Origin of the sequence: Micromonospora sp. NPDC047738 (assembly GCF_040642675.1) — a bacterium.
Lineage (GTDB): Bacteria > Actinomycetota > Actinomycetes > Mycobacteriales > Micromonosporaceae > Micromonospora.
In genome coordinates, this window is record NZ_JBEYSO010000007.1 from 114471 (window position 1) to 137299 (window position 22829).

Annotated in this window: 20 protein-coding genes and 1 tRNA gene; 16 read left to right on the top strand and 5 right to left on the bottom strand. The window is 71.9% G+C overall.

Annotated features, from left to right (window positions below; all coding sequences use genetic code 11):
- Positions 1-504: 504 nt before the first annotated feature.
- Positions 505-2214, bottom strand: a complete 1710-nt coding sequence (locus tag ABZ783_RS14070) for a phospholipid carrier-dependent glycosyltransferase (protein ID WP_357437447.1) — start codon at positions 2212-2214, stop codon at positions 505-507.
- A gap of 83 nt (positions 2215-2297) precedes the next feature.
- On the opposite strand from ABZ783_RS14070, the gene rsmI reads away from it, so the two are divergent.
- Both rsmI and metG read left to right on the top strand, forming a co-directional pair.
- Complete coding sequence (rsmI, locus tag ABZ783_RS14075; RefSeq protein ID WP_357437450.1) at positions 2298-3146, top strand: 16S rRNA (cytidine(1402)-2'-O)-methyltransferase; 849 nt, start codon at positions 2298-2300, stop codon at positions 3144-3146.
- Between the two features lie 83 nt (positions 3147-3229).
- Positions 3230-5032, top strand: coding sequence for a methionine--tRNA ligase (metG, locus tag ABZ783_RS14080; protein WP_357437452.1), 1803 nt, complete (start codon positions 3230-3232; stop codon positions 5030-5032).
- Positions 5033-5091: 59 nt separating this feature from the next.
- Here the strand turns inward: metG and ABZ783_RS14085 are convergent, their stop codons facing one another.
- Together ABZ783_RS14085 and ABZ783_RS14090 are read right to left on the bottom strand one after the other, a co-directional pair.
- A complete protein-coding gene (locus ABZ783_RS14085; RefSeq protein ID WP_357437455.1) occupies positions 5092-5943 on the bottom strand; it encodes an alpha/beta hydrolase in 852 nt (283 codons plus the stop codon).
- Between the two features lie 58 nt (positions 5944-6001).
- Entirely contained in the window at positions 6002-7240 is a 1239-nt protein-coding gene (locus tag ABZ783_RS14090) for a hypothetical protein (protein ID WP_357437457.1), read from the bottom strand.
- A gap of 158 nt (positions 7241-7398) precedes the next feature.
- On the opposite strand from ABZ783_RS14090, the gene ABZ783_RS14095 reads away from it, so the two are divergent.
- The 6 genes from ABZ783_RS14095 to ABZ783_RS14120 all read left to right on the top strand — a co-directional run bounded on the left by ABZ783_RS14095 (position 7399) and on the right by ABZ783_RS14120 (position 13556).
- The gene (locus ABZ783_RS14095; RefSeq protein ID WP_357437459.1) at positions 7399-8307 is read left to right on the top strand and encodes a TatD family hydrolase; all 909 of its coding nucleotides are present in this window, start codon (positions 7399-7401) and stop codon (positions 8305-8307) included.
- Positions 8308-8374: 67 nt separating this feature from the next.
- The gene (gene rsmA, locus ABZ783_RS14100) at positions 8375-9244 is read left to right on the top strand and encodes a 16S rRNA (adenine(1518)-N(6)/adenine(1519)-N(6))-dimethyltransferase RsmA (protein WP_357437461.1); all 870 of its coding nucleotides are present in this window, start codon (positions 8375-8377) and stop codon (positions 9242-9244) included.
- An 84-nt stretch (positions 9245-9328) separates the two neighbouring features.
- On the top strand, positions 9329-10282 hold the full coding sequence (locus tag ABZ783_RS14105; RefSeq protein WP_357437463.1) for a 4-(cytidine 5'-diphospho)-2-C-methyl-D-erythritol kinase: 954 nt from the start codon (positions 9329-9331) through the stop codon (positions 10280-10282).
- Between the two features lie 338 nt (positions 10283-10620).
- Positions 10621-12420: an ABC-F family ATP-binding cassette domain-containing protein gene (locus ABZ783_RS14110; RefSeq protein ID WP_357437465.1), complete on the top strand. Its 1800-nt coding sequence runs from the start codon at positions 10621-10623 to the stop codon at positions 12418-12420.
- Positions 12421-12513: 93 nt separating this feature from the next.
- Positions 12514-12969: a DUF4383 domain-containing protein gene (locus ABZ783_RS14115; protein WP_357437467.1), complete on the top strand. Its 456-nt coding sequence runs from the start codon at positions 12514-12516 to the stop codon at positions 12967-12969.
- 113 nt (positions 12970-13082) lie between these two features.
- Complete coding sequence (locus ABZ783_RS14120; protein WP_357437469.1) at positions 13083-13556, top strand: DUF4383 domain-containing protein; 474 nt, start codon at positions 13083-13085, stop codon at positions 13554-13556.
- 12 nt (positions 13557-13568) lie between these two features.
- Here the strand turns inward: ABZ783_RS14120 and ABZ783_RS14125 are convergent, their stop codons facing one another.
- Together ABZ783_RS14125 and ABZ783_RS14130 are read right to left on the bottom strand one after the other, a co-directional pair.
- The gene (locus ABZ783_RS14125; RefSeq protein ID WP_357437890.1) at positions 13569-14255 is read right to left on the bottom strand and encodes a TetR/AcrR family transcriptional regulator; all 687 of its coding nucleotides are present in this window, start codon (positions 14253-14255) and stop codon (positions 13569-13571) included.
- 189 nt (positions 14256-14444) lie between these two features.
- The gene (locus ABZ783_RS14130; protein ID WP_357437471.1) at positions 14445-15425 is read right to left on the bottom strand and encodes an acyl-CoA desaturase; all 981 of its coding nucleotides are present in this window, start codon (positions 15423-15425) and stop codon (positions 14445-14447) included.
- 121 nt (positions 15426-15546) lie between these two features.
- On the opposite strand from ABZ783_RS14130, the gene ABZ783_RS14135 reads away from it, so the two are divergent.
- The 8 genes from ABZ783_RS14135 (at position 15547) to ABZ783_RS14170 (ending at position 22805) form a co-directional block, all read left to right on the top strand.
- The gene (locus ABZ783_RS14135) at positions 15547-16398 is read left to right on the top strand and encodes a helix-turn-helix domain-containing protein (RefSeq protein ID WP_357437473.1); all 852 of its coding nucleotides are present in this window, start codon (positions 15547-15549) and stop codon (positions 16396-16398) included.
- 53 nt (positions 16399-16451) lie between these two features.
- On the top strand, positions 16452-17321 hold the full coding sequence (locus tag ABZ783_RS14140; protein WP_357437475.1) for a helix-turn-helix domain-containing protein: 870 nt from the start codon (positions 16452-16454) through the stop codon (positions 17319-17321).
- A gap of 15 nt (positions 17322-17336) precedes the next feature.
- Positions 17337-17408: transfer RNA gene (locus ABZ783_RS14145), tRNA-Gln, on the top strand.
- A 104-nt stretch (positions 17409-17512) separates the two neighbouring features.
- Positions 17513-19039: a bifunctional UDP-N-acetylglucosamine diphosphorylase/glucosamine-1-phosphate N-acetyltransferase GlmU gene (gene glmU, locus ABZ783_RS14150; protein ID WP_357437477.1), complete on the top strand. Its 1527-nt coding sequence runs from the start codon at positions 17513-17515 to the stop codon at positions 19037-19039.
- Between the two features lie 53 nt (positions 19040-19092).
- Positions 19093-20073: a ribose-phosphate diphosphokinase gene (locus tag ABZ783_RS14155; protein ID WP_357437479.1), complete on the top strand. Its 981-nt coding sequence runs from the start codon at positions 19093-19095 to the stop codon at positions 20071-20073.
- A 297-nt stretch (positions 20074-20370) separates the two neighbouring features.
- The gene (locus ABZ783_RS14160; RefSeq protein ID WP_357437481.1) at positions 20371-21069 is read left to right on the top strand and encodes a 50S ribosomal protein L25/general stress protein Ctc; all 699 of its coding nucleotides are present in this window, start codon (positions 20371-20373) and stop codon (positions 21067-21069) included.
- A gap of 219 nt (positions 21070-21288) precedes the next feature.
- The gene (pth, locus tag ABZ783_RS14165; RefSeq protein ID WP_357437484.1) at positions 21289-21879 is read left to right on the top strand and encodes an aminoacyl-tRNA hydrolase; all 591 of its coding nucleotides are present in this window, start codon (positions 21289-21291) and stop codon (positions 21877-21879) included.
- A gap of 92 nt (positions 21880-21971) precedes the next feature.
- Positions 21972-22805: a 3'(2'),5'-bisphosphate nucleotidase CysQ gene (locus ABZ783_RS14170; protein WP_357437487.1), complete on the top strand. Its 834-nt coding sequence runs from the start codon at positions 21972-21974 to the stop codon at positions 22803-22805.
- Positions 22806-22829: the final 24 nt, after the last annotated feature.

The following is a 22829-nucleotide window of genomic DNA, read 5'->3' on the forward strand; positions in this document are numbered from 1 at the left end:
CGGATGATCACCCAGCTGGTCATTGGCTGTCGGTCATCGCTGGGACATCACCCCTCCCGTGGCTGGCCGACGACGAATATTTCATCATTCGCATATCCGGATTGCAGGCCATAGAGCCGACTTAACAGACAAGCGGGAAGTTTCAGCCCTATAAGCCGTCAACGATGACGAAAGCTCCGGAGATCAACACCGGCCACGGGCCCGAGCGGTCTGGAAAGCGCTCCCCTCGGCGGGTCGGCCGGGCGGGCGCCCCCTCGGCCGGCGCGGAACGAAGCCGTAAGGCTCTCGTAAGGTCTTCGCGCCAGGCCCGTCGGCGCCACCTGCGGGCGAATCATCCTCGTGGGGGCTCGCCGGTCGGGAATCTGACCGGAGACGACCAGTTGTGCCGCTGATCCGGGGTGGTTAAGCTTCTTCTGCGCGCCCCAATCGCCCGCTTCCCCCGTGGCAGGCGATCGGGGCGCGCTTCTTTGTGTTCTCCAGCCCACCGCCGGTAGCGCCAGGGCGTCAGATCCAGCGCCCGTCCAGCCACATCCGGGCGGACCAGTCCGCGTATGTGATCAGGCGGCCCACGAAGACCGGGTAGAAGTAGGCGAAGCAGAGGCCCACCAGCAGCACGTACGCGCCCGCGATGATCCCGCCCACCAGCCGGCGGTCGGCGACGTCCGGCCCGCCCGGTGGCGCCCCCGTGCTCAGGGCGGCGGCCGGTGCCGGCGAGATGATCGCGCCCAGCACGTAGGTCACCGCCAGCACCAGGAACGGCAGCGCCGGCGCGGCGTAGAAGGAGAACATCGTCCGGCCGTCCAGCGCGAACCAGAACCAGGGCAGCAGGCCGGCGGCCACGCTCAGCAGGATCGCCCCGGCCCGCCAGTCCCGCCGGGCCAGTCCGAGCCAGGCCAGCGCCGCCAGCGCGGGCAGGAACGACCACCAGAGCAGCGGGGTGCCCAGCAGCAGGATCTCGCTCGCGCACTGCGGCGCGCCGCAGTTGCCGTCGCCGGACCAGTAGAAGGCCACCGGCCGGCCCAGCAGCAGCCACTGCCACGGCCAGGACTGGTACTTGTGCGGCTCGTCGAGCTGGGTGTGGAAGCCGTACGCGGCCTTGTGGTATTCCCACAGGTTGATCAGCGGCCCGATCACCGGGGTGTCGCTCAGCCCCGGCGTGTTCGGGTAGCGGCTGGCGAGCCGGTAGTAGCCGTCGTCGGTGAACAGCCAGCCTGACCACGTGGCGACGTAGGTGGCCACCATCAGCACCCCGGCCAGCAGCAGCCAGGGCAGCTCGTCCAGCAGGGCGTCCCGCCACGGGTGGCGTACCCCCGCCGAGCGCCGGACGCCGACCTCCCAGAAGATCACCAGCAGCGCGAAGGCCGGCACGAAGTACACGCCGCTCCACTTGACCGCGCAGGCGCAGCCGAGCAGCACCCCGGCGGCCAGCCGCCACCACGGCCAGTTCCGCCAGCCCGACGGCGGCCGGCCGGCCCGCCCCGGTGTCGACGGGTCGAGCCCCGCCGCCAGCGCCCGGGCCCAGCGGCGGCGCCGGGCGTCCCGGTCCAGCACCAGCGCGCCGAACGCGGCCAGCACGAACAGCAGCAGGAAGATGTCGAGCAGCGCGGTGCGGGAGAGCACCAGGTGGAAGCCGTCCAGGGCGAGCAGCAGGCCGGCCGCGCAGCCCAGCGCGGTGGAGCGGAACATCCGCCGGGCGATCCGGACCAGCAGCAGCACCGACAGAGTGCCGGCGACGGCCGCCGCGATCCGCCAGCCGAACTCGGGGGCGGTGGTGGTCAGGTGCCCCGGCACGGAGATCTTCGTCTCCGCGTCCTGATAGCCGAAGGCCCACTCACCGAACCCGATCAGCCACTTGCCCAGCGGCGGATGCACCACGTACGACGGGCCGTTGTCCTTGTAGTTCCACTCGACGCCCTTGTCGACCAGCCCGTAGGCGTCCCGGGCGTAGTAGATCTCGTCGAAGATCTTGCCCTTGGGGCCGCTCAGCCCGACGAGGCGCAGGATTGCCGCGATCGCCACCACGACGGCGGTGGCCAGCCAGGCGTGCCCGTCGAGGCGGGCGTCGACGGTGGCGAGCCGCCGCCGGACGACGGCCGGGACCCCACCGCCACCGGTCGTCGCTGCGGCCTGATCGGTGGCCGGCTGACCGGCGGCCGTCCGGTCCGATCCGGCCCGGCCGGCGTCCGCGCTCTGTGCTGTCGAGGCACTCGTCACCCGGCGATCGTAGGCTGCGAAGGTGCCCGGTGGCGCCCGTCGTCCCCGAGATTGGTACGGCTGTCGATGAAGGAGCGCACTCCGTGGGTGAAATGTCCGAGGTCGGACGGGTCGTGCTGCTCGGCGCCCCGCTGGGCAACCCGGCCGACGCGTCGGCCCGGTTCCGCGAGGTGCTCGCCACCGCCGACGTGGTCGCCGCCGAGGACACCCGGCGGCTCACCCGGTTGGCCCGGGACCTCGGCGTCACCGTGGCCGGCCGGATCGTCTCCTACTTCGAGGGGAACGAGGAACGGCGTACCCCGGAGCTGGTCGAGGTGCTCGCCGCCGGCTACACCGTCGCGCTGGTCACCGACGGCGGCATGCCCAGCGTCTCCGACCCCGGCTACCGGCTGGTCCGGGCCGCCCTCGACGCCGGCTTCCCGGTCACCGCGGCCCCCGGGCCGAGCGCGGTGACCACCGCACTGGCGCTCTCCGGGCTGCCCTGCGACCGGTTCTGCTTCGAAGGCTTCCTGCCCCGCACACCGGCCGCCCGCCGGTCCCGGCTGCGCGCTCTCGCCGCCGAGGAGCGCACCCTGGTCCTCTTCGAGGCCCCGCACCGGATCGCCGGCGCGCTGGCCGACCTGGCCGCCGCGTTCGGCCCGGACCGGCCGGCCGCGCTCTGCCGCGAGCTGACCAAGACCTACGAGGAGGTGGTCCGCCGGCCGCTGGGCGAGCTGGCCGAGTGGGCCGCGGCGGGCGAGCCGCGCGGCGAGATCACCCTGGTCGTGGCGGGTGCGCCGCCGGCCGCTGCGGTCCGCCCCGACGACGACACGCTGCGCGCCGCGGTGGCCGCGCGGGAGGCGGCCGGCCTGTCCCGGCGGGACGCCATCACCGAGGTGGCCGCCGAGTACGGGCTGCGCCGGCGCGAGGTCTACACCGTCGTGCACAGCTGACGGAGCCCGGTGTCTGAGTCGATGCGTGGGACGCGTCCTATTGGTTCGCGGCTGCCCTCGGGCACTCACTAGGCTTGCTGCTCATGAGTCACGTTCTCGCCGCGGTCGCCTGGCCCTACGCCAACGGTCCGCGCCACATCGGCCACGTATCCGGATTCGGCGTTCCCTCCGACGTCTTCGCCCGGTACATGCGAATGGCCGGTCACGACGTGCTCATGGTCTCCGGCACCGACGAGCACGGCACCCCGATCCAGGTGCAGGCCGACGCCGAGGGGGTCACCCCGCGCGAGCTGGCCGACCGGTACAACCGGGTGATCGCCGAGGACCTGCGGGCGCTGGGGCTGTCGTACGACCTGTTCACCCGTACCACCACCCGCAACCACTACGCCGTGGTGCAGGAGCTGTTCCTCGGGCTGCACCGTAACGGCTACATCGTCCCGGAGGTCACCACCGGGGCGATTTCCCCGTCCACCGGCCGCACCCTGCCCGACCGCTACATCGAGGGCACCTGCCCGATCTGCGGGTACGACAGCGCCCGCGGCGACCAGTGCGACAACTGCGGCAACCAGCTCGACCCGATCGACCTGATCAACCCCCGCTCGAAGATCAACGGCGAGACGCCGGAGTTCGTCGAGACCGAGCACTTCTTCCTCGACCTGCCCGCCCTGGCCGAGGCGCTGCGGCAGTGGCTGGACACCCGGGAGGGCTGGCGCCCCAACGTGCTCCGGTTCTCCCGGAACCTGCTGGACGACCTGCAGCCCCGGGCCATCACCCGGGACCTGGAGTGGGGCGTGCCGATCCCGCTCGACGGCTGGCGCGACCGGGCCGACAAGCGGATCTACGTCTGGTTCGACGCGGTCATCGGCTACCTGTCCGCCTCCATCGAGTGGGCCCGCCGCACCGGCGACCCCGAGGCCTGGCGGAAGTGGTGGTCCGCCGACGCGGAGGGCAAGGACGCCCGCGGCTACTACTTCATGGGCAAGGACAACATCGTCTTCCACTCGGTGATCTGGCCGGCGCTGCTCGGCGGCTACTCCGGCGAGGGGTCGCGCGACGGCGAGCCGGGCGAGCTGGGCCGGCTCAACCTGCCCACCGAGGTGGTCTCCAGCGAATACCTGACCATGGAGGGCCGGAAGTTCTCCTCCTCCCGCAAGGTGGTCATCTACGTCCGGGACTTCCTCGAGCGGTACGACGCCGACGCGCTGCGCTACTTCATCGCGGTCGCCGGCCCGGAGAGCAACGACACCGACTTCACCTGGTCGGAGTTCCTCCGCCGCAACAACGACGAGTTGGTCGCCGGCTGGGGCAACCTGGTCAACCGGTCCGTCTCGATGGCGGCGAAGAACTTCGGGGCGATCCCACCGGTCGACCCGGCCGGCCTCACCGAGGCCGACGAGGCGCTGCTCGCCACCGCCCGGGCCGGCTTCGCCGTCGTCGGTGACCTGATCGCCAAGCACCGGCAGAAGCAGGCCATCGGCGAGGCGATGAAGGTGGTCGCCGAGGCCAACAAGTACCTCTCCGAGCAGGCCCCGTGGAAGCTCAAGGGCGAGGACGACAAGCCCCGGATGGGCACCATCCTGCACGTCGCCCTCCAGGTGGTCAGCGACGCCAACACGCTGCTCACCCCGTTCCTGCCGCACGCCGCCCAGAAGATCCACGAGCTGCTCGGCGGCACCGGCGTGCACGCGCCGATGCCGGTGATCGAGGAGGTGCGGGACCTCGACGGTGGGCCGGCGTACCCGGTGCTGACCGGCGACTACACGGTCGGTGCGCGCTGGGAGTCCGTACCCCTGGCGGTGGGTCGGCCGCTCGCGGCGCCGAAGCCGGTGTTCCGCAAGCTCGACCCGTCCATCGTCGACGAGGAACTGGCCCGCCTCGCCGGCTGAGCCCGACGGACGACCGCGGCCCCGGGGACACCTCCCCGGGGCCGCGCCGTCCGCGCCGGTCAGGCGCGCGCCATCGACGGCGCGCCGATGAACTCCATGATCGCCTTGTTCACCTCGGCGGCGTTGGTCCACGGAATGCCGTGCGGGGCGCCCCGCAGAGTGATCAACTGGCTGCCCGGCAGCATCGGCTGCAACCGCTGCCCGGTCACCGGATACGGCAGCACCGCGTCCTTGTCGCCCTGCACGATCAGCACCGGCACGTCGATCCGGCCCAGGTCGCCCCGGAAGTCCGTCAGCCAGGCGTCGACACAGTCGTGGGTGCCCTTCGCCGACGCCCGGGTGCCGATCTCCCAGTGCGCCCGGAACGCCTCCTCGCTGACCGACTTCCCCTTGTTCTCGTCGTAGTTGAAGAAGCTGTTGCAGAACTGGGTCAGGTAGGCGAAGCGGTCGTTGAGGATGGCCTGCTGGAAACCGTCGAAGAGGCTCTTGTCCACGCCCTCCGGGTTGTCCGGCGTCTTCAGCAGGAACGGCGCGATCGGGGCCAGCAGCACCGCCCGGTCCACCCGGCTCGACCCGTACGTGCCCAGGTAGCGGGTCACCTCGCCGGTGCCCATCGAGTGTCCGACCAGGATCGCGTTGCGCAGGTCGAGCTCCGTCATCAGCACGTCCAGGTCGGCCGCGAAGGTGTCGTAGTCGTACCCTGCGGTCGGTTGGGCGGAACTGCCGAAACCGCGCCGGTCGTAGGTGATCGTCCGGTATCCGGCGTTCAGCAGTGGGATGGACACCTTCTCCCAGGTCGCCCCGTTGAACGGGAAACCGTGGATGAGCACGACCGGCTGCCCGGTGCCGTGGTCCTCGTAGTACAGGTCGATGGGCGCGGAGTTTTCCGTGCCGACGGTGATGAAGGGCATCTCGGGTCTCCTGAGCTGGGGTGCATCGGACCCCGGCGGATTCCCGCGCCGACGGCGGTTATGCCGTGCGGTACGGCAGGTCGACCACCCGGTCGTCGGTCACCTCGGTGCCCGGTGCCCACGCCTCGTAGACGCCCCGCTCGTGGCACTGCGCCCCGGTGGTGGCCACCGTGTCCGGATCCGGCCGGCACAGCCGCAGCCGCAGCCAGCCCGACTCCTCGCGCAGCACCAGGCAGGGCACCCCGCGCCAGGTGGCGTACCGCAGCCGCCGGGCCGCCGACTCCACCGGGTACCGGGCCGCCCGGGTCATCGCCAGGACGCGGAAGCCGCCCGGCTGGTCGGCCACCGCCTCGTACTCGTTGCCGCCGTACGCGCCGACGAGCCGGGTGGAGCGCGGCGCGTCACCGGTCGGCACGTACTCCTGGTCGGGGGAGAGCCCGGGCACCGCCGCGAGCAGGTGCCGCCACTGCCGGCCGACCAGGCGCAGCCAGCCCCGCTGCTCCGCCTGGTAGGTGTAGAGCACCACCTCCACCCCGTCCGCCGGATAGGCGAGCAGGGTGGCGTTCGCCGGCATCGGCAGGTCGGCGAAGTCCCGGGTAACGAACTCCGGGACGAGTTGGCCGTTGCTCGGCACGAAGCCGGTACCCAGCACCGGCGGCCCCAGCCGGTCCCGCGGCGGCAGCGCGGTGAGCCCCTGGTGCGCCGGGCCGACCGGCACGTCGAAGTCGGTAGGGTCGGCGGCCCGCCAGCGCAGCGCGTAGGCCACGTCGCCGCCCTCGCCGTCGCCGCGCAGCACCGCCATCCCGCCCGGGGTACGCAGGTGCGCCACGTCGTGCTCCCGGTAGCAGAAGCCGTGCGGCAGCCAACCCCGCACATAGCCGGCGAGCTGGCGGGCGGAGAGCACCTTCACCATCCGGGTGCCCGGCCGGATCACCGCCGAGGCGCGTACCGCGGCGAGCGTCGGGTCGCCGGCCGCGGCCGGCTGCTGGCTGAGCTGGTGCAGGTGGGCCCAGCCGTGCGTGCGGTGCACCGGCATCAGCAGCGGCGGGTCCGCGTCCTCGGTCGGCTCGGCCGCCCCGTGCACCGCGCTCACCTCGCTGACGTGCACGAACTTCCGCCACGGGTACGCCACACCCGGCCGGGGCGCCCACTCGAAGCCGGGCACCTCCTCGGCGCTGAACAGCTCGTACGCCGCGCCCCGCGCGATCTCCTCCGCCGGGTGCACCCGGCCCTCGTACGTGACGTGCAGGCCGGTCCGCTCGGAGGCGGCCCCGCCAGCCTGAGGGGTCACACTCATGGCGTCACGATCGCTGCACGGATCGTCCGCCCGCTCCGGTGCCCGATGGTTCGCGCGTTCCGCTCAGTCACGCTGCGACGGTAGGTTCGCGCTGGGTAGTGGAGATGAACACGAGGTGGCGGGCGGGTGGACCCGGCCAGTGTGTGATCCTCTGGTTGATGACCGAGCCAACCGAACAGCTGAGCGAGCGGACCGAGACCCGCAAGCAACGGGCCGCCCGCCGGGCCGGGGAGTTCCCGCCCGCCCCCGAGGCGCTGCCCCGTCCCGTGCTGGACAGCCACACCCACCTCGACATCACCGTCAGCGAGGCCGGCGTACCCGGGGGTGGACCCGCCGACGACCCGGTCGGCGCGGTCATCGCGGTGGCCGCGGGCGTCGGCGTGGACCGGCTGGTCCAGGTCGGCGTGGACGTCGAGTCGTCCCGTTGGGGCGCCGACGTCGCCGAGCGCTACGGAGCCGTGCTGGCCACCGTCGCGCTGCACCCGAACGAGGCGCCCCGCCTGGCCGACCTGGACGAGGCGCTGCGCGAGATCGAGGCCCTGGCCGCCCGCGACCGGGTACGCGGCGTCGGCGAGACCGGGATGGACTTCTTCCGTACCGGGGACGAGGGGCGGGCCGCCCAGGAGGAGAGCTTCCGCGCGCACATCGCCATCGCCAAGCGGTACGGCAAGGCCCTCGTCATCCACGACCGGGACGCGCACGCCGACGTGCTGCGCATCCTCGACGACGAGGGCGCCCCGGACACGGTGGTGCTGCACTGCTTCTCCGGCGACGCCGACTTCGCCCGCGAGTGTGTCCGCCGGGGCTACCTGCTCAGCTTCGCCGGCACGGTCACCTTCGGCAGTGCCGGCGCGCTGCGCGAGGCCGCCACGGTGACCCCGGTCGACCAGCTGCTGGTGGAGACCGACGCCCCGTACCTGACCCCGATGCCGCATCGGGGGCGGCCGAACGCGTCGTACCTGATCCCGCTGACGGTCCGGTTCCTGGCCGCGACCACCGAGACCGACGTCGACGAGCTCTGCGCCGCGATCTCCGCGACCGGCGATCGCGTCTTCGGCCCGTGGTGACCGGAGGGGCCCGTTCTTGACCGGGGCCCCTCCTTGCCACCCGGCCGGGCCGCATACGCTACGGGGCGTGACCGGCCTCCTCGGCCCGGCGGAGATCCGGGAGCTCGCCGCGCGCCTCGGCGTGACGCCGACCAAGAAGCTCGGCCAGAATTTCGTGCACGATCCGAACACCGTCCGCCGGATCGTCACCACCGCCGGGCTCGCCCCGGACGACGTGGCGCTGGAGGTCGGCCCCGGGCTCGGCTCGCTCACCCTGGCCCTGCTCCCGGTCGCCGCGCACGTGCACGTCGTGGAGATCGACCCGGCGCTGGCCGCCGCGCTGCCGGAGACCGCCGCCCGGTTCGCCGGCCCGGACGCCGCCCGGCTCACCGTCCACCCCGCCGACGCGCTCCGGGTCAGCGCCGCCGACCTGGCGGAACCCGCCCCCACCGCGCTGGTGGCGAACCTGCCGTACAACGTCGCCGTGCCGGTGGTGCTGCACCTGCTCGCCGAGCTGCCCACCCTGCGGCACGGCCTGGTCATGGTGCAGAAGGAGGTCGCCGACCGGCTCGTCGCCGGTCCCGGCTCCAAGGTGTACGGCGTCCCGTCGGTCAAGCTCGCCTGGTACGCCAGGGCCCGGGCCGCCGGCAAGGTCCCGCCGAACGTGTTCTGGCCGGTGCCGAACGTCGACTCCGGGCTGGTCGCCTTCACCCGCCGGGAGCCGCCCCGCGCCGACGTCCGCCGGGAGGCGGTCTTCGCGGTGGTCGACGCGGCGTTCGCGCAGCGCCGCAAGACTCTGCGCGCCGCCCTGGCCGGCTGGGCCGGCGGCGCCGACCGGGCGGCCGCGGTGCTCACCGCCGCCGGCGTCGACCCGGGTGCCCGTGGCGAGTCGCTGACCGTGGAGCAGTTCGCCGCCATCGCCGCGTCGGCCCCGGCCGTCCCCGCCGTCGCCCAGTAGGCTGGGCGCCGTTGCCCGACCCGCCGAGGAGTTGATCGTGGAGAAGCCGTTCGACATCCGCCTGCGCCCACGGGACATCGCCCCGTGACCGAGGCCTGGCGACCGGACGACGAGGACGGGCAGCGGCGCGGGGCCAGCGGGCCGGTGAAGGTCCGGGTGCCCGCCAAGATCAACCTGCATCTCGGGGTGGGGCCGCTGCGCCGGGACGGCTTCCACGAGCTGAACACCGTCTACCACGCGATCTCGATCCACGACGAGTTGACCGCCCGCCGGGGCGACACGCTCACCCTCACCATGGAGGGCGAGGGCGCCGGCGAGCTGGCCCTGGACGACACGAATCTGGTGATCCGAGCCGCCCACGCCCTCGCCGGGTACGCGGGCGTCCCGCCGCACGCCCGGCTGCACCTGCGCAAGCAGATCCCGCTCGCCGGCGGGCTGGCCGGCGGCAGCGCCGACGCGGCGGCCACCCTGGTCGCCTGCGACGCGCTCTGGGGCACCGGGCTGTCCCGCGACGAGCTGGCCGGCATCGCCGCCGACCTCGGCTCGGACGTGCCGTTCCTGATCCACGGCGGCACCGCGCTGGGCACCGGTCGGGGCGAGGCGGTCAGCCCGGTGCTGGCCCGCCCCACGTCGTGGCACTGGGTGGTGGCGATCGCCGAGGGCGGCCTCTCCACCCCCGCCGCCTACCGGGAACTGGACCGGCTGCGCGACACCGGCAGCGCCGGGGAGCCGCTGGGCAGCACCGACACGCTGCTCGCCGCGCTGCGCCAGCGCGACCCCCGGGTGCTGGCCGCCGCGCTCGGCAACGACCTTCAGGCCGCCGCGCTCACCATGCGCCCCACGCTCGCCGAGACCCTCAAGGCCGGCGAGGCGGCCGGCGCGCTCGCCGGAATCGTCTCCGGCTCCGGGCCGACCTGCGTCTTCCTCACCGCGAACGAGACCGACGCCGGGCGGATCGCCGCCGAGCTGGCGGCCGCCGGGGTCTGCCGGGAGGCCCGGGTGGCCCACGGCCCGGTGGCCGGCGCCCGCACCGTCTGAACCTGCCGGACGTCCGACCCGGCCTGGCCCGACCCGGCCTGGCCCGACCCGGCCTGGCCAGGTCCGGCCCGTTCGGTTCGGCCCGTTCGGTCCGGCCCGCCCGGTCGAGCAAGATCGACTTGGCGTCGCCGATGTGGCGGTGTCCCGGCGGCCCGGACACCGCCGGGTCGGCGACCTCGTGCACCGGACCATCCGGCGGCCGGAACAAACCGGGCGGCAGCGGTCGTTGACCCGCGTCGGGGCCTGACGTCCGTCGGGCGGACCCGCGTACCCTGAGGGGCCAGGCGTCCCGAGGTGCCCGCCCGCACCGGGACGCCTTGATCATGGAAGGTGGGGAAGTGGCCAACATCGTCAACCTGGACCGGGTGTCCAAGGGGTACGGCGCTGCCGGGCCGCTGCTCACCGACGTCTCGCTCGGTCTCGACGACGCCGACCGGGTCGGCGTGGTCGGCCTCAACGGGGCCGGCAAGTCCACCCTGCTGCGGCTGCTCACCCGCACCGAGGAACCCGACGACGGCCGGGTCACCCACCGTCGCGACCTGCGCGTGTCCTGGCTGCCGCAGAGCCTGAACCTGGCCCCCGAGGCCACCGTCCGGGACGTCGTCCTCGGCACCGCCTGGCTCGGCGAGAGCATGGGCGCCGAGCACGAGTGGGCCGGCGACGCCGGCGTGCGGGCCATCCTCGACGGCCTCGGCATGCCCCACCTCGGCCTCGACGCGCCCGTCGGCCCGATGTCCGGCGGCGAGCGCCGCCGCGTCGCGCTCGCCGCGCTGCTGGTCCGCGACGCCGACCTGCTCATCCTCGACGAGCCCACCAACCACCTCGACGTCGGCGGCGTCGACTGGCTGGCCCGGCACCTGGTCACCCGCAAGGGCGCCCTCGTCGTGGTCACCCACGACCGGTGGTTCCTCGACGCCGTCTGCACCACCACCTGGGAGGTCGCCGACCAGACCGTCCGGGCGTACGAGGGCGGCTTCGCCGCCTGGATCCTCGCCCGGGCCGAGCGGCAGCGGGTCGCCGCCGCCACCGAGGCCCGCCGGCAGAACCTGCTCCGCAAGGAGATCGCCTGGCTGCGCCGCGGCGCGCCCGCCCGGACCTCCAAGCCGAAGTTCCGGATCGACGCGGCCAACGCGCTCATCGCCGACGTCCCGCCGCCGCGCGACACCATGTCGCTGCAACGGCTCGCCACCGCCCGGCTCGGCAAGCAGGTGTACGACCTGGACCAGGTCACCCTGCACGCCGGCCCGAAGGAGATCCTGCACGACGCCACCTGGCAGGTCGGCCCCGGCGACCGGATCGCCATCCTCGGCCGCAACGGCGCCGGCAAGACCACCCTGCTGCGGATGCTGGCCGGCGTCACCCGGCCCGACGGCGGGCGCCTCACCACCGGGCAGACCGTGCGGCCCGCCTTCCTCTCCCAGGAACTCGCCGAACTCCCCGGTCACCTGCGCGTCCTCGAGGCCGTCGAGGAGGTGGCCCGGCGCGTCCAGTTCGGCGACCGGGAGATCAGCGCCGCCCAGCTCGCCGAGATCTTCGGCTTCGACGACCGCCGGCTCTGGACCCCGGTCAGCGACCTCTCCGGCGGTGAGCGCCGCCGCCTGCAGATGCTCCGCCTGCTCGCCGGGGAACCCAATGTGCTCCTCTTCGACGAGCCCACCAACGACCTGGACACCGACACCCTCGCCGCGCTGGAGGATCTGCTCGACTCCTGGCCCGGCACGATCGTGGTGGCCAGCCACGACCGGTACCTGATCGAGCGGGTCGCCGACGTCGCGTACGGGATGTTCGGCGACGGGCGGCTCGTGCACCTGCCCGGCGGGGTCGACGAGTATCTGGCCCGGGCCGCCGCGGGCAACGGACCGGCCCCCGCCGACCTCACCCCGGCCGGGGCCGCCCCAGCCCGCGAGGGCATGTCGGCCGCGGAGGTGCGCACCGCGAAGAAGGAACTCGGCAAGCTGGAACGGCAGATCGCCAAGCTGGAGCAGAAGGAGGCCGACCTGCTCGACCAACTCGCCGCGCACGCCACCGACTACGCCCGGGTCGCCGACCTGGACGCCCAGCTGAAGGAGCTGCGGGCCGAGCGGGAACGCACCGAGGAGGCCTGGCTGACCCTCGCCGAGGAACTGCCGACCGGCTGACCTCGACACGGGTGGGGGGTGTGCGGCGTCACAGTTCGCCGTGCGGGACAATCACCCCCGACCCCTTTTCCGTTCGGTCTTGGAGACGCAGAGATGGCCCACACCCCCGTCAACCACCCCGCGCGGCCGATCTACCGGGCGATCGGCGGGCTCGTTGGTCTGTACTTCGTCGTCTTCGGCGGGCTCGGCGTCATCGTCAGCCTCGGCAACGACTTCCTCGCCCAGGACGACACCACGGTCCTCGGCCAGGGCACCAACCTCGGCTTCTCGCTCGTCTCGATCATCGTCGGCGCGCTGATCCTGCTCGGCACGGTGATCGGCCGGAACCTCGACGTGATGATCAACCAGTGGCTGTCGTACGCCCTGATGGCCCTCGGCCTGGCCGCACTGGCGTTCCTGCGCACCGACGCGAACATCCTCAACTTCAGCGTCGCGACGGTCATCGTGGTGCTGGTCCTCGCCCTGGTGCTGCTGATGGCCGGCATGTACGGCAAGGTCGGCACCGACGAGGAGCGGGAGGCCTTCGAGAAGGCTCGGCTCGTGCTCTGAGCCCCACCTGTGAAAAGGCCCGGCTCCGGCCGGGCCTTTTGCGTTTCCGGGGACGAGGTCGAACGGCGCGGGTGACAATTGCCGGAAATCGGTCACCTTGGCGGGAGGATCCCATGCCGCACCTACCGGTGAACCATCCCGCCCGGCAGTTCTACCGGGTCCTCTCCGGGGTCATCGGGCTGTACATCCTGGTCTTCGGCGTGTACGGCGTCTTCCTGACCGCGGGCGAGTCGCTCTTCGCCCGCGGCAGCCACTGGGCGCTCGGACTCCGGACCAACCTCGCGTTCTCGATCGTGTCGGTGCTGTTCGGCGCCTTCCTCCTGATCGGGGCGTCCCGCCGCACCAACCTCGGCCACTACATGAACCTGACCGCCGGGGTGGTCTTCCTGGTCACCAGCATCATCATGATGTCCGTGCTGCAGACCACGGCGAACATCCTCAACTTCTCGATGTCGACCGTCATCGTGTCGATGCTGTTCGGGCTGATCCTGCTCGCCACCGGCCTCTACGACAAGATCGGCCCGCCCGAGCACGCCGAGGCGGAGATGCGCCGCCGCCGCCACGCGGTCGCAGAGGGCAACCACTGACCCCCCGCCGGCTCAGCCCGGCTTGCGGGACGTGATCAGGCCGGGCTTCGCCTCCAGATGCGACAGGCCGTTCCAGGCCAGGTTCACCAGGTGCGCCGCCACCGTCTCCTTGCGCGGCTTGCGCACCTCCAACCACCAGCGGCCGGTCAACGCCACCATCCCCACCAGCGCCTGCGAGTACAACTCGGCCAGCTTCGGGTCGTACCCCCGGCTGGAGAACTCCGCGCCCAGGATGTGCTCCACCTGATGCGCGACGTCGTTCATCACACTGCTGAAGTTGCCCGTCGCCGACATCAGCGGCGACTCCCGGACCAGCACCCGGAACCCGCTGGTCTCCTCCTCGATGTACGTCAGCAGCGTCAACGCCGCCTGCTCCAGCAACTCCCGCGGATGCCCCGCGGTCAACGCCGTGGTGATCCGGTCCAGCAGCGAGCGGACCTCCCGGTCCACCACCACCGCGTACAGCCCCTCCTTGCCGCCGAAGTGCTCGTAGACCACCGGCTTGGAGACCTTGGCCCGGGCGGCCACCTCCTCGATCGAGGTGGCGTCGAAACCGCGCTCCGCGAAGATCTGCCGGGCGATCGAGATCAACTGCTCGCGGCGCTGCGTCGCGGACATCCGTACCCGGGAGGATGGCTTCGCCGCCGGCACCGCCCGCCGCCGGGCGGCGCCGGCGTCCTTGCCGGGAACCTCGGTCATCTCGTCACCTCGCCGGCGCTCGGTGCCGCCCTGGCGGGGGAGTTGCGCGCTCATGTCGTCCCCCCGCGGACCCGCGGCCCGGCGTCGCGGCCGCTGCGGATCCGGCCGCCGGGCGGGCCGGCCGGTCGGCGGCGCTGAAGGTCGGTCATCCGGCCATCCTGCCAGGCCGCGACGCGCCCGACCGACCGGTTATCGCTCCCGCCCCGCCGACCGGGCCCGGATCCGCTCCGGCTCCACCAGCTTCGCCGTGATCCGCTCCGGCTTCGGCCACCGCACCGCCCAGACGACCCCGGCCTTCTCCAGCAGCCAGATCGCCCGCGCCGACGGGTCGAGCTGACCCCGCAGCACCCCGTGCCGCGCGCTGGTCGGATCGGCGTGGTGCAGGTTGTGCCAGCTCTCCCCGAACGACAGCAGTGCCAGCGGCCAGAAGTTCGCCGCCCGGTCACCCTGCCGCACCGCGAACGGGCGCTCCCCGTAGACGTGGCAGACCGAGTTGATCGCCCAGGTGACGTGATGCAGCAGCGCGATCCGGACCAGCCCGCCCCAGAAGAGCGCGGTCAACGCGCCCTGCCACGACCAGGTGAGCAGCCCGCCCATCGCCGCCGGCCCGAGCAACGAGACCGCCACCAGCACCGGGAACAGCCGATCGACGCGGCGGGTGGCCGGATCGGCGAGCAGGTCCGGGGCGAACCGCTCCCGGTTGGACAACTCCCGGTTGAACAGCCAGCCCACGTGCGCGTGGAACAGCCCCCGGGTGAGCCCCCCGACGCTCTCCCCGAACCGCCACGGCGAGTGCGGATCGCCCTCCAGATCCGAGAAGGCGTGGTGCCGGCGGTGGTCGGCCACCCACTGGATGACCTCGCCCTGCACGGCGAACGAACCCGCCACCGCGAGCGCCGTCCGCACCCACGGCTTCGCCTTGAACGAGCCGTGGGTGAAGTAGCGGTGGTAGCCGACGGTGACGCCGAGTCCGGACAGCATGTACCAGAAGCCGGCCACGAGCACGTCACTCCAGCCCAGCCAGCCGCCCCAGGCCATCGGCACGGCAGCGAGCAGAGCGAGGAACGGTACGACCACGAAGGCCCAGAGGGCGATCAGGATGCCCCGGGACTGGTGGCCCTGGGTCAGCGGCTTGGGTCCGGTCTCCGGGCCGGTCAGGGCGGTCGACATGGCACCTCCCAGCGGAACGGGTTACGCCTACGTCACCGTAACCAGCGGCGGCCTAGATCGCAGTGGACAGTTCCGTCTGTGAATGGACTTCCTTGTCGTACGCGCGTTCTAACCTGCGACCGTGACCGATCCGCTCGCCGACGAGGCGCGCCGTCTGCGCGTCCAGGAGCAGCTCTCCGTCCGTGCGATATGCGCCCGCCTGGGTATCGGCCGCGACCGGGCGTCCGCGTTGCTGCGTGGCGTTTCGCCGCCTGAGTGGACCCGGCGCCCGAACGCCAAGGACGCGCTGCGGGCCGAGGCGGTGCGGCTGCGCGCCGACGGGCGATCGGTCAACGAGATCGCGCAGCAGCTCGGCGTGGCGAAATCGACCGCGTACCAGTGGGTGAAGCACCTGCCGTTGGATCCGGACGACGCGGCGGCGCAGCGGCGGCGGGCCCGGTCGAAGCTGATGACCGACGCCCGATGGTCGGCGCACCGCGAGGCGCGCGACGCCGCGCAGGCGGCCGAGCAGGCGCGCGGGGCGGCGGTGGTCCGCACACTTGATGAACGAGACCTTCTGCTCCTTGGGGCGGCGATCTACTGGTGTGAGGGCACCAAGTCGAAGCCCTGGCGGCGGGACGACCACCTCCAGTTCATCAACAGCGATCCCGGCATCGTCGCGCTCTTCCTGCGTTTTTTGGCAGCGTGCGGGATCGATCGGGGAGTGCCCACCTACCGGGTGAGCATCCATGAATCGGCCGACGCTGCGGCGGCGGTCCGATGGTGGATGGAGAGACTCGAGCTTCCCGCCGACCGCATCAAGCGTTCGACCATCAAACGACACCGGATCGCCACGTTACGGCGGAACACGGGTGACGACTACCACGGCTGTCTGGTGATCAATGTGCCGGGCAGTCGCGAGCTGTACTGGCGGATCGAAGGACTGGTTTCCGGAATCTTCGCCGCCACGCACAACGAGTCGACGAGCGATTGAGGATCCGCTGCCACGTGCCGGTTTCGTCGTACGGCTGTTCTAGCCTGCCGAACATGACCGAGTCACTGGCGGCAGAGGTCCGTCGTCTCCGTGCCGTGGAGCAGCTGTCGATCCGTCAGATCTGCTCACGTCTGGGCCTCGGTCGGGTCCGAGTGCAAGCGATGTTGCGGGATGTTCCGCCACCTGCATCTCTCCGACGTCGAAATGCCAAGGACGACCTACATGCGACGGCGCTGCGGCTGCGGGCCGACGGCCACACGGTCAACGAGATCGCGGAGCGGCTGACGGTCGCCAAGTCGACCGCCTACGAGTGGGTCAGACATCTTCCGCTCGACTCATCGTCCGAGGTTGCCGCCGAGCGGCAACAGGCCGCTGACGCGCGCCGAATGCTCAGCCGTGCGGGTCGGCGAGAGCGGCGCGAGGACGCGGAACGTGAAGCGCGCGGACTGGCGGCCAAGTGGGCCGGGGCGCCGGACCTGCGGGAAACACTCCTGATCGGCGCGGTGCTCTACTGGTGTGAGGGCACCAAAAGTAAGCCGGACAATCCTCGTTATGACCTCACCTTTACGAACAGTGACCCTTGTCTGGTCGAACTGTTCATCAGGTTCGTCGAGGCCATGGGCAGGTCCCGGGAGGACCTCCGGTATCGCGTGAGCATTCATGAGAACGCGGACTCCGAGGCTGCTGGCCGGTGGTGGGCTGCGACACTCGGGGTCGGACTCGACTGCTTCCAGCGTCCGACGTTGAAGCGGCACAATCCTACGACGGTGCGGACCAACGTCGGTGAGGACTACCGAGGTTGTCTGGTGGTGCGAGTGCCGAGGTCCCGAGAGCTGTATCTCTGGATAGCCGGCGTGGTGGAGGGCCTCGCGGCCGGTCCGCGGCCCGGTGTGGGCAACCTGGCACCGGACACCAGGCGCTAAGCTGTGAACGATCCTTCGGCCGTGGTGTAATTGGCAACACCCGGGTCTTTGGTACCCGTGTTTCAGGTTCGAACCCTGGCGGCCGAGCAGCTTTATGGTGCGGATGCCCCTTGTCGGGGTATTCGACAGCTTCGGACGCGGTCTGGTTAGCATGGCCGCGAGACTGTCGCCGTCCCGACGGGAGCCACGTCGTGTCCCAGCCCCGCCTCCGCACCGTTGTCGTGCTCGCCGCCGGTGAGGGCAAGCGGATGAAGTCGGCCCTGCCCAAGGTGCTGCACCCGCTGCTCGGTCGTACCCTCCTCGGACACGTGCTGGCGGCGGCCGAGCCGCTGCGCGCGGATCGCACGGTGGTGGTGGTCGGGCACGGTGCCGAGCAGGTCCGGGCGCACCTGGCCGAGATCGCCCCGGAGACCACCCCGGTGCTCCAGGAGCGGCAGCTCGGCACCGGCCACGCGGTACGCATCGCGCTGGACGCCGTCGCCGAGGCCACCGGCACGGTCGTGGTCATCAACGGCGACGTGCCGCTGCTGCGGCCGGAGACCGTGGCGGCCCTGGTCGAGGCGCACGAGAGCGCCGGCGCGGCGGCGACCGTGCTCGCCGCCGAGGTGCCCGACCCGACCGGCCTGGGCCGGATCGTGCGGGACGCCGAGGGGCGGCTGGCGCAGATCGTCGAGGAGCGCGACGCCACCGCGGAGCAGCGCGGGCTGCGGGAGATCAACGCCGGCATCTACGCGTTCGACGTGGCGCGGCTGCGGGAGGCGCTGGGCAAGCTCTCCACCGAAAACGACCAGGGCGAGGAGTACCTGACTGACGTCTTCGGGTTGCTGCGGGACGCCGGGGAGCCGGTGGCGGTGCACTGCGCCCCCGACCATGTGGAGACGCTGGGCTGCAACGACCGGGTCGAGCTGGCCGGGCTGCGCAGGCTGCTGCGGGACCGGGTGAACGAGGGCTGGATGCGCACCGGGGTGAGCATCCTCGACCCGCACACCACCTGGATCGACGTGACGGTGACCGTCGAGCGGGACGCGGTGATCGACCAGAACACCCAGCTCCAGGGTGCGACGGTGGTCGGGGCGGGCGCGCTGGTCGGCCCGGACACGACGCTGGTCGACACCACGGTCGGTGCGGGCGCGAGCGTGGTGCGCAGCCACGCGGTGGGTGCCGAGGTCGGCCCGCAGGCCAGCGTCGGGCCGTACGCGTACCTGCGGCCGCAGTCGAGGCTGGCCCGCAAGGCGAAGGTCGGCACGTTCGTGGAGACCAAGAAGGCCACGATCGGCGAGGGTTCCAAGGTGCCGCACCTGACGTACGTGGGGGACGCGACGATCGGCGAGCACAGCAACATCGGCGCGGCGTCGGTCTTCGTGAACTACGACGGGGTACGCAAGCACCACACGACGATCGGCAGTCACGCGCGTACCGGGGCGGACAACATGTTCGTCGCGCCGGTGCGGGTGGGTGACGGCGCGTACACGGCGGCGGGCTCGGTGATCGTCGCGGACGTGCCGCCGGGCGCGATGGCGGTGGCCCGGGGCCAGCAGCGCAACGTCGAGGGCTGGGTGCTGCGCAAGCGCGCCGGTACGGCGGCCGCGGAGGCGGCGCAGCGGGCCCGCGAGGATGCGTCGGGTTCGGCCTCGCCCGCAAGGGAAGGTGAGCCAATCCACGAGGGGCCGGAGACCGTGGGAGGACCGGTTAACGCGGGGGATACTGCAACCGAATAGTCCCCGGCTCCACCGCCGCCGGGAACCACCGACAAACGGGAGCAGACGGGCCCATGGGCAGCATCGTCGCCGAAAACCGCAAGAGCCTGATGCTCTTCTCCGGACGTGGCTTTCCGGAGCTGGCCAAGGAGATCGGTGAGGTGCTCGGCGTCGCGCCGACGCCCACCGACTCGTACGAGTTCGCCAACGGTGAGCTCTTCGTACGGTACAAGGACTCGGTGCGCGGTTCGGACGCCTTCGTGGTGCAGTCCGTGACGCACGGGGTCAACACCTGGGTCATGGAGACCCTGATCATGGTGGACGCGCTGAAGCGCGGTTCGGCGAAGCGGATCACGGTGGTACTGCCGTACTACCCGTACTCGCGTCAGGACAAGAAGCACCGGGGCCGGGAGCCGATCTCGGCGCGGCTGGTGGCCGACCTGCTGAAGACCGCGGGCGCGAACCGGATCCTGACGGTCGACCTGCACACCGCGCAGATCCAGGGCTTCTTCGACGGTCCGGTGGATCACCTGTTCGCGATGGACGTGCTGGCCGAGTACGTGGAGCACAAGTACGCGGGCCGCCCGATGACGGTGGTGGCGCCGGATTCGGGCCGGGTGCGGGTGGCCGAGCGGTGGACGGACCGGCTGGGTGGCTGCCCGCTGGCGTTCATCCACAAGACGCGGGACCCGCTGAAGCCGAACCAGGTGGTGGCGAACCGGGTGGTCGGTGAGGTCGAGGGTCGGGTCTGCCTGATCGTCGATGACATGATCGACACGGGTGGCACGATCACCAAGGCCGCCGACATCCTGAAGGCGTCCGGTGCGGCGGAGATCGTGGTCGCCTCGACCCACGCGTTGCTGTCGGACCCGGCGACGGAGCGGCTGAAGAACAGCCCGATCAGCGAGGTCGTGGTGACCAACACGCTGCCGCTGCCGCCGGAGAAGCAGCTCGACAAGATCACCGTACTGTCGATCGCGCCGCTGCTGGCCCGGGCGATCCGGGAGGTCTTCGACGACGGGTCGGTGACCACCCTGTTCGGTGGCCTGAGCTGACCCACCGCCGCCGCCCGGCGGTCGTCGCGGACGGTCGCCGGCGGTGTGGCGGTTGTCCTGCGGGCCCGTCTGAACGGTGATATGGGGACTGCCGGATTGCTGGGAAACGGCTCGGGTAGACTGGTGCGGTTGCCACGGCGAGGGTGCCCGGCGGGCCGCTGAAAAGCACCGCACGGAGGCGCCGTCATCGACGCGGTGCTCCGGGCAGTCGACTAGACGCATGAGCCCCAGCGAGCCCCTCGCCCCAGCACCGCAAGACGACAAGCCGCCGCAGCGAAAAGCATCAGGAGTTTCCCCGTGTCCGAGGTAAAGATCAGCGCCGAGCCCCGCACCGAGTTCGGCAAGGGTGGTGCCCGTCGTACCCGCCGGGCCGGCAAGGTGCCCGCCGTGCTGTACGGCCACGGCGAGAAGCCGAAGCACATCGCGCTTCCGGCGCGTGAGTTCGCCGCCGCGATCCGCAAGGGCGGTGCGAACCAGCTCTTCGCGATCGAGGTCAGCGACGGCACTCAGGTGCTGGCGCTGCCGAAGGCGATCCAGCGTGACCCGATCAAGGACACCTTCGAGCACGTCGACCTGCTGCTGGTCCGCCGTGGCGAGAAGGTCACCGTGGAGGTGCCGGTCGAGCTGACCGGTGAGGCCGCGCAGGACACCCTGATCGTGCACGACCACGACACCCTGTCGGTGACCGCCGACGCCACCCGGGTGCCGGACCACCTGGAGGCCTCGATCGAGGGCGCCCAGCCGGGCGTCCAGGTCACCGCCGCCGACGTCAAGCTGCCGGCCGGTGTCGAGCTGGCCGCGGACCCGGAGCTGCCGGTCGCCACGGTGACCGCCGCCCCGACCGCCGAGCAGCTCGAGGCCACCCTGCCCGAGGTCGAGGCGGCCGAGGAGGAGGCTGAGGCTGAGGTCGGCGAGGAGACCGCTGAGGCTCCCGAGGGCGCTCCGGCCGCCGAGGGCGCGGAGGCTCCGGCCGAGGAGCAGCGGACCGAGGCCTGATCGGTCTGCAGGCTGTGCGACAGGCGTCCCCGGTTTCGGGGGCGCCTGTCGCTGTATCGGAGCCGGCCGCCGGGTGGCGGCTTCGCGCGCGACGGCGCCAGGTCGTGGCGCGCTGGCAGACGCGCCGAGTTGGTGTTGTCGCTCGACGGCTCCGGGCGGTGGCGGGTCGGTGGACGCGCCAGGCTGGAGTCGTCGTGGTAGGAGCGGAAGGGACGTGGCGTGACGGACGAGGCGGGGCCGTGGCTGGTGGTCGGCCTGGGCAACCCCGGTCGGGAGTACGCGGGCAACCGGCACAACGTCGGCTTCATGGTGGCGGACCTGCTGGCCGGCCGGCTGGGCGCGAAGTTCGGCCGGCACAAGCGGGCGGTGGCGGAGGCCGCCGAGGGGCGCCTGGGGTTCGGCGGCCCGAAGCTGGTGCTGGTGAAGCCGCTGACGTACATGAATCTCTCCGGCGGGCCGGTGGTCGCGCTGGCGCAGTTCCACAAGATCCCGCCGGGGCGGGTGATCGCCGTGCACGACGAGCTGGACATCCCCTACGGGCAGCTGCGGGTGAAGTGCGGCGGCGGCGAGGGTGGCCACAACGGCCTGCGGTCGATGTCGAAGTCGCTGGGCACGAAGGACTACGTACGGGTGCGGTTCGGCATCGGCCGGCCGCCGGGGCGGCAGGACCCGGCAGACTACGTGTTGTCGGACTTCTCCTCACTGGAACGCAAGGAGTTGGAGTTCCTGGTGGACCGGGCGGCGGACGTGGTGGAGTCGGTGGTCACCCGCGGGGTGGAGCCGACGCAGAACCTCTATCACGGCGCCTGAGTGCCGGGCGGGGCGTACCGGGTTCGGCTTGTCGGGGCCGGTAGTCTGCGCCTTTCTGACGTGGCGGATGCCTGCGACGGGAGCGGGAGAAGATGGCTAATCCTCCGATGATCGACGGTGCCTTCGCCCGGTGGTTGGCGGCGCGGGCCGGGCAGGCGCTGATGAACCTGCGCGCGGAGATGGGCTTCGCCGATCCCGGGGCGTTGAAGTCGGCCGGGGACAAGGTCTCGCACGACCTGATCCGTACCGAGCTGGCGAAGTGGCGCCCGGGCGACGCGGTGCTGTCGGAGGAGGACGAGGGGTCGCGGCTGGCCTGGACGGCGGAGGTGAGCTCCGAGGCGGTGTCCCGGCTGAACGCGGACCGGGTGTGGATCATCGACCCGCTGGACGGCACCCGCGAGTTCTCGGAGGACGGCCGGTCGGACTGGGCGGTGCACGTGGCGCTCTGGGCGCGGAACGCGCCGACGTCGCACGGCCTGGTGGCGGGCGCGGTGGGGCTGCCGGCGCAGCACCGGGTGCTGGCCACGGACTACCCGCCGGCGTACCCGCCGATGACGTTGGAGGCGGCCACGTCGGGCGGCGGGCGGACCATCCGGTTGGCGGCTAGTCGTAGTCGTCCGCCGGTTTTTCTGACCGATCTGGCAGAGGACGTCGGCGCTCATCTCGTTCCGATGGGCTCGGCGGGGGCGAAGATCGCCGCGGTGGTCACGGGGGAGGTCGACGCGTACATCCACGCCGGTGGTCAGTACGAGTGGGACTCTGCTGCTCCGGTCGCTGTGGCGACGGCCACCGGCCTGCACGCTTCCCGGATCGACGGTTCTGCGCTGAAATACAACGAGGCCGACCCGCGCCTGCCCGACCTGCTGGTTTGCCGCAAGGATCTCGCCAGCCGGTTGCTTGCAGCGCTGCAGAGGCATTCCGGGTAGCCTGAGTTCTTCACGAGTCCGACC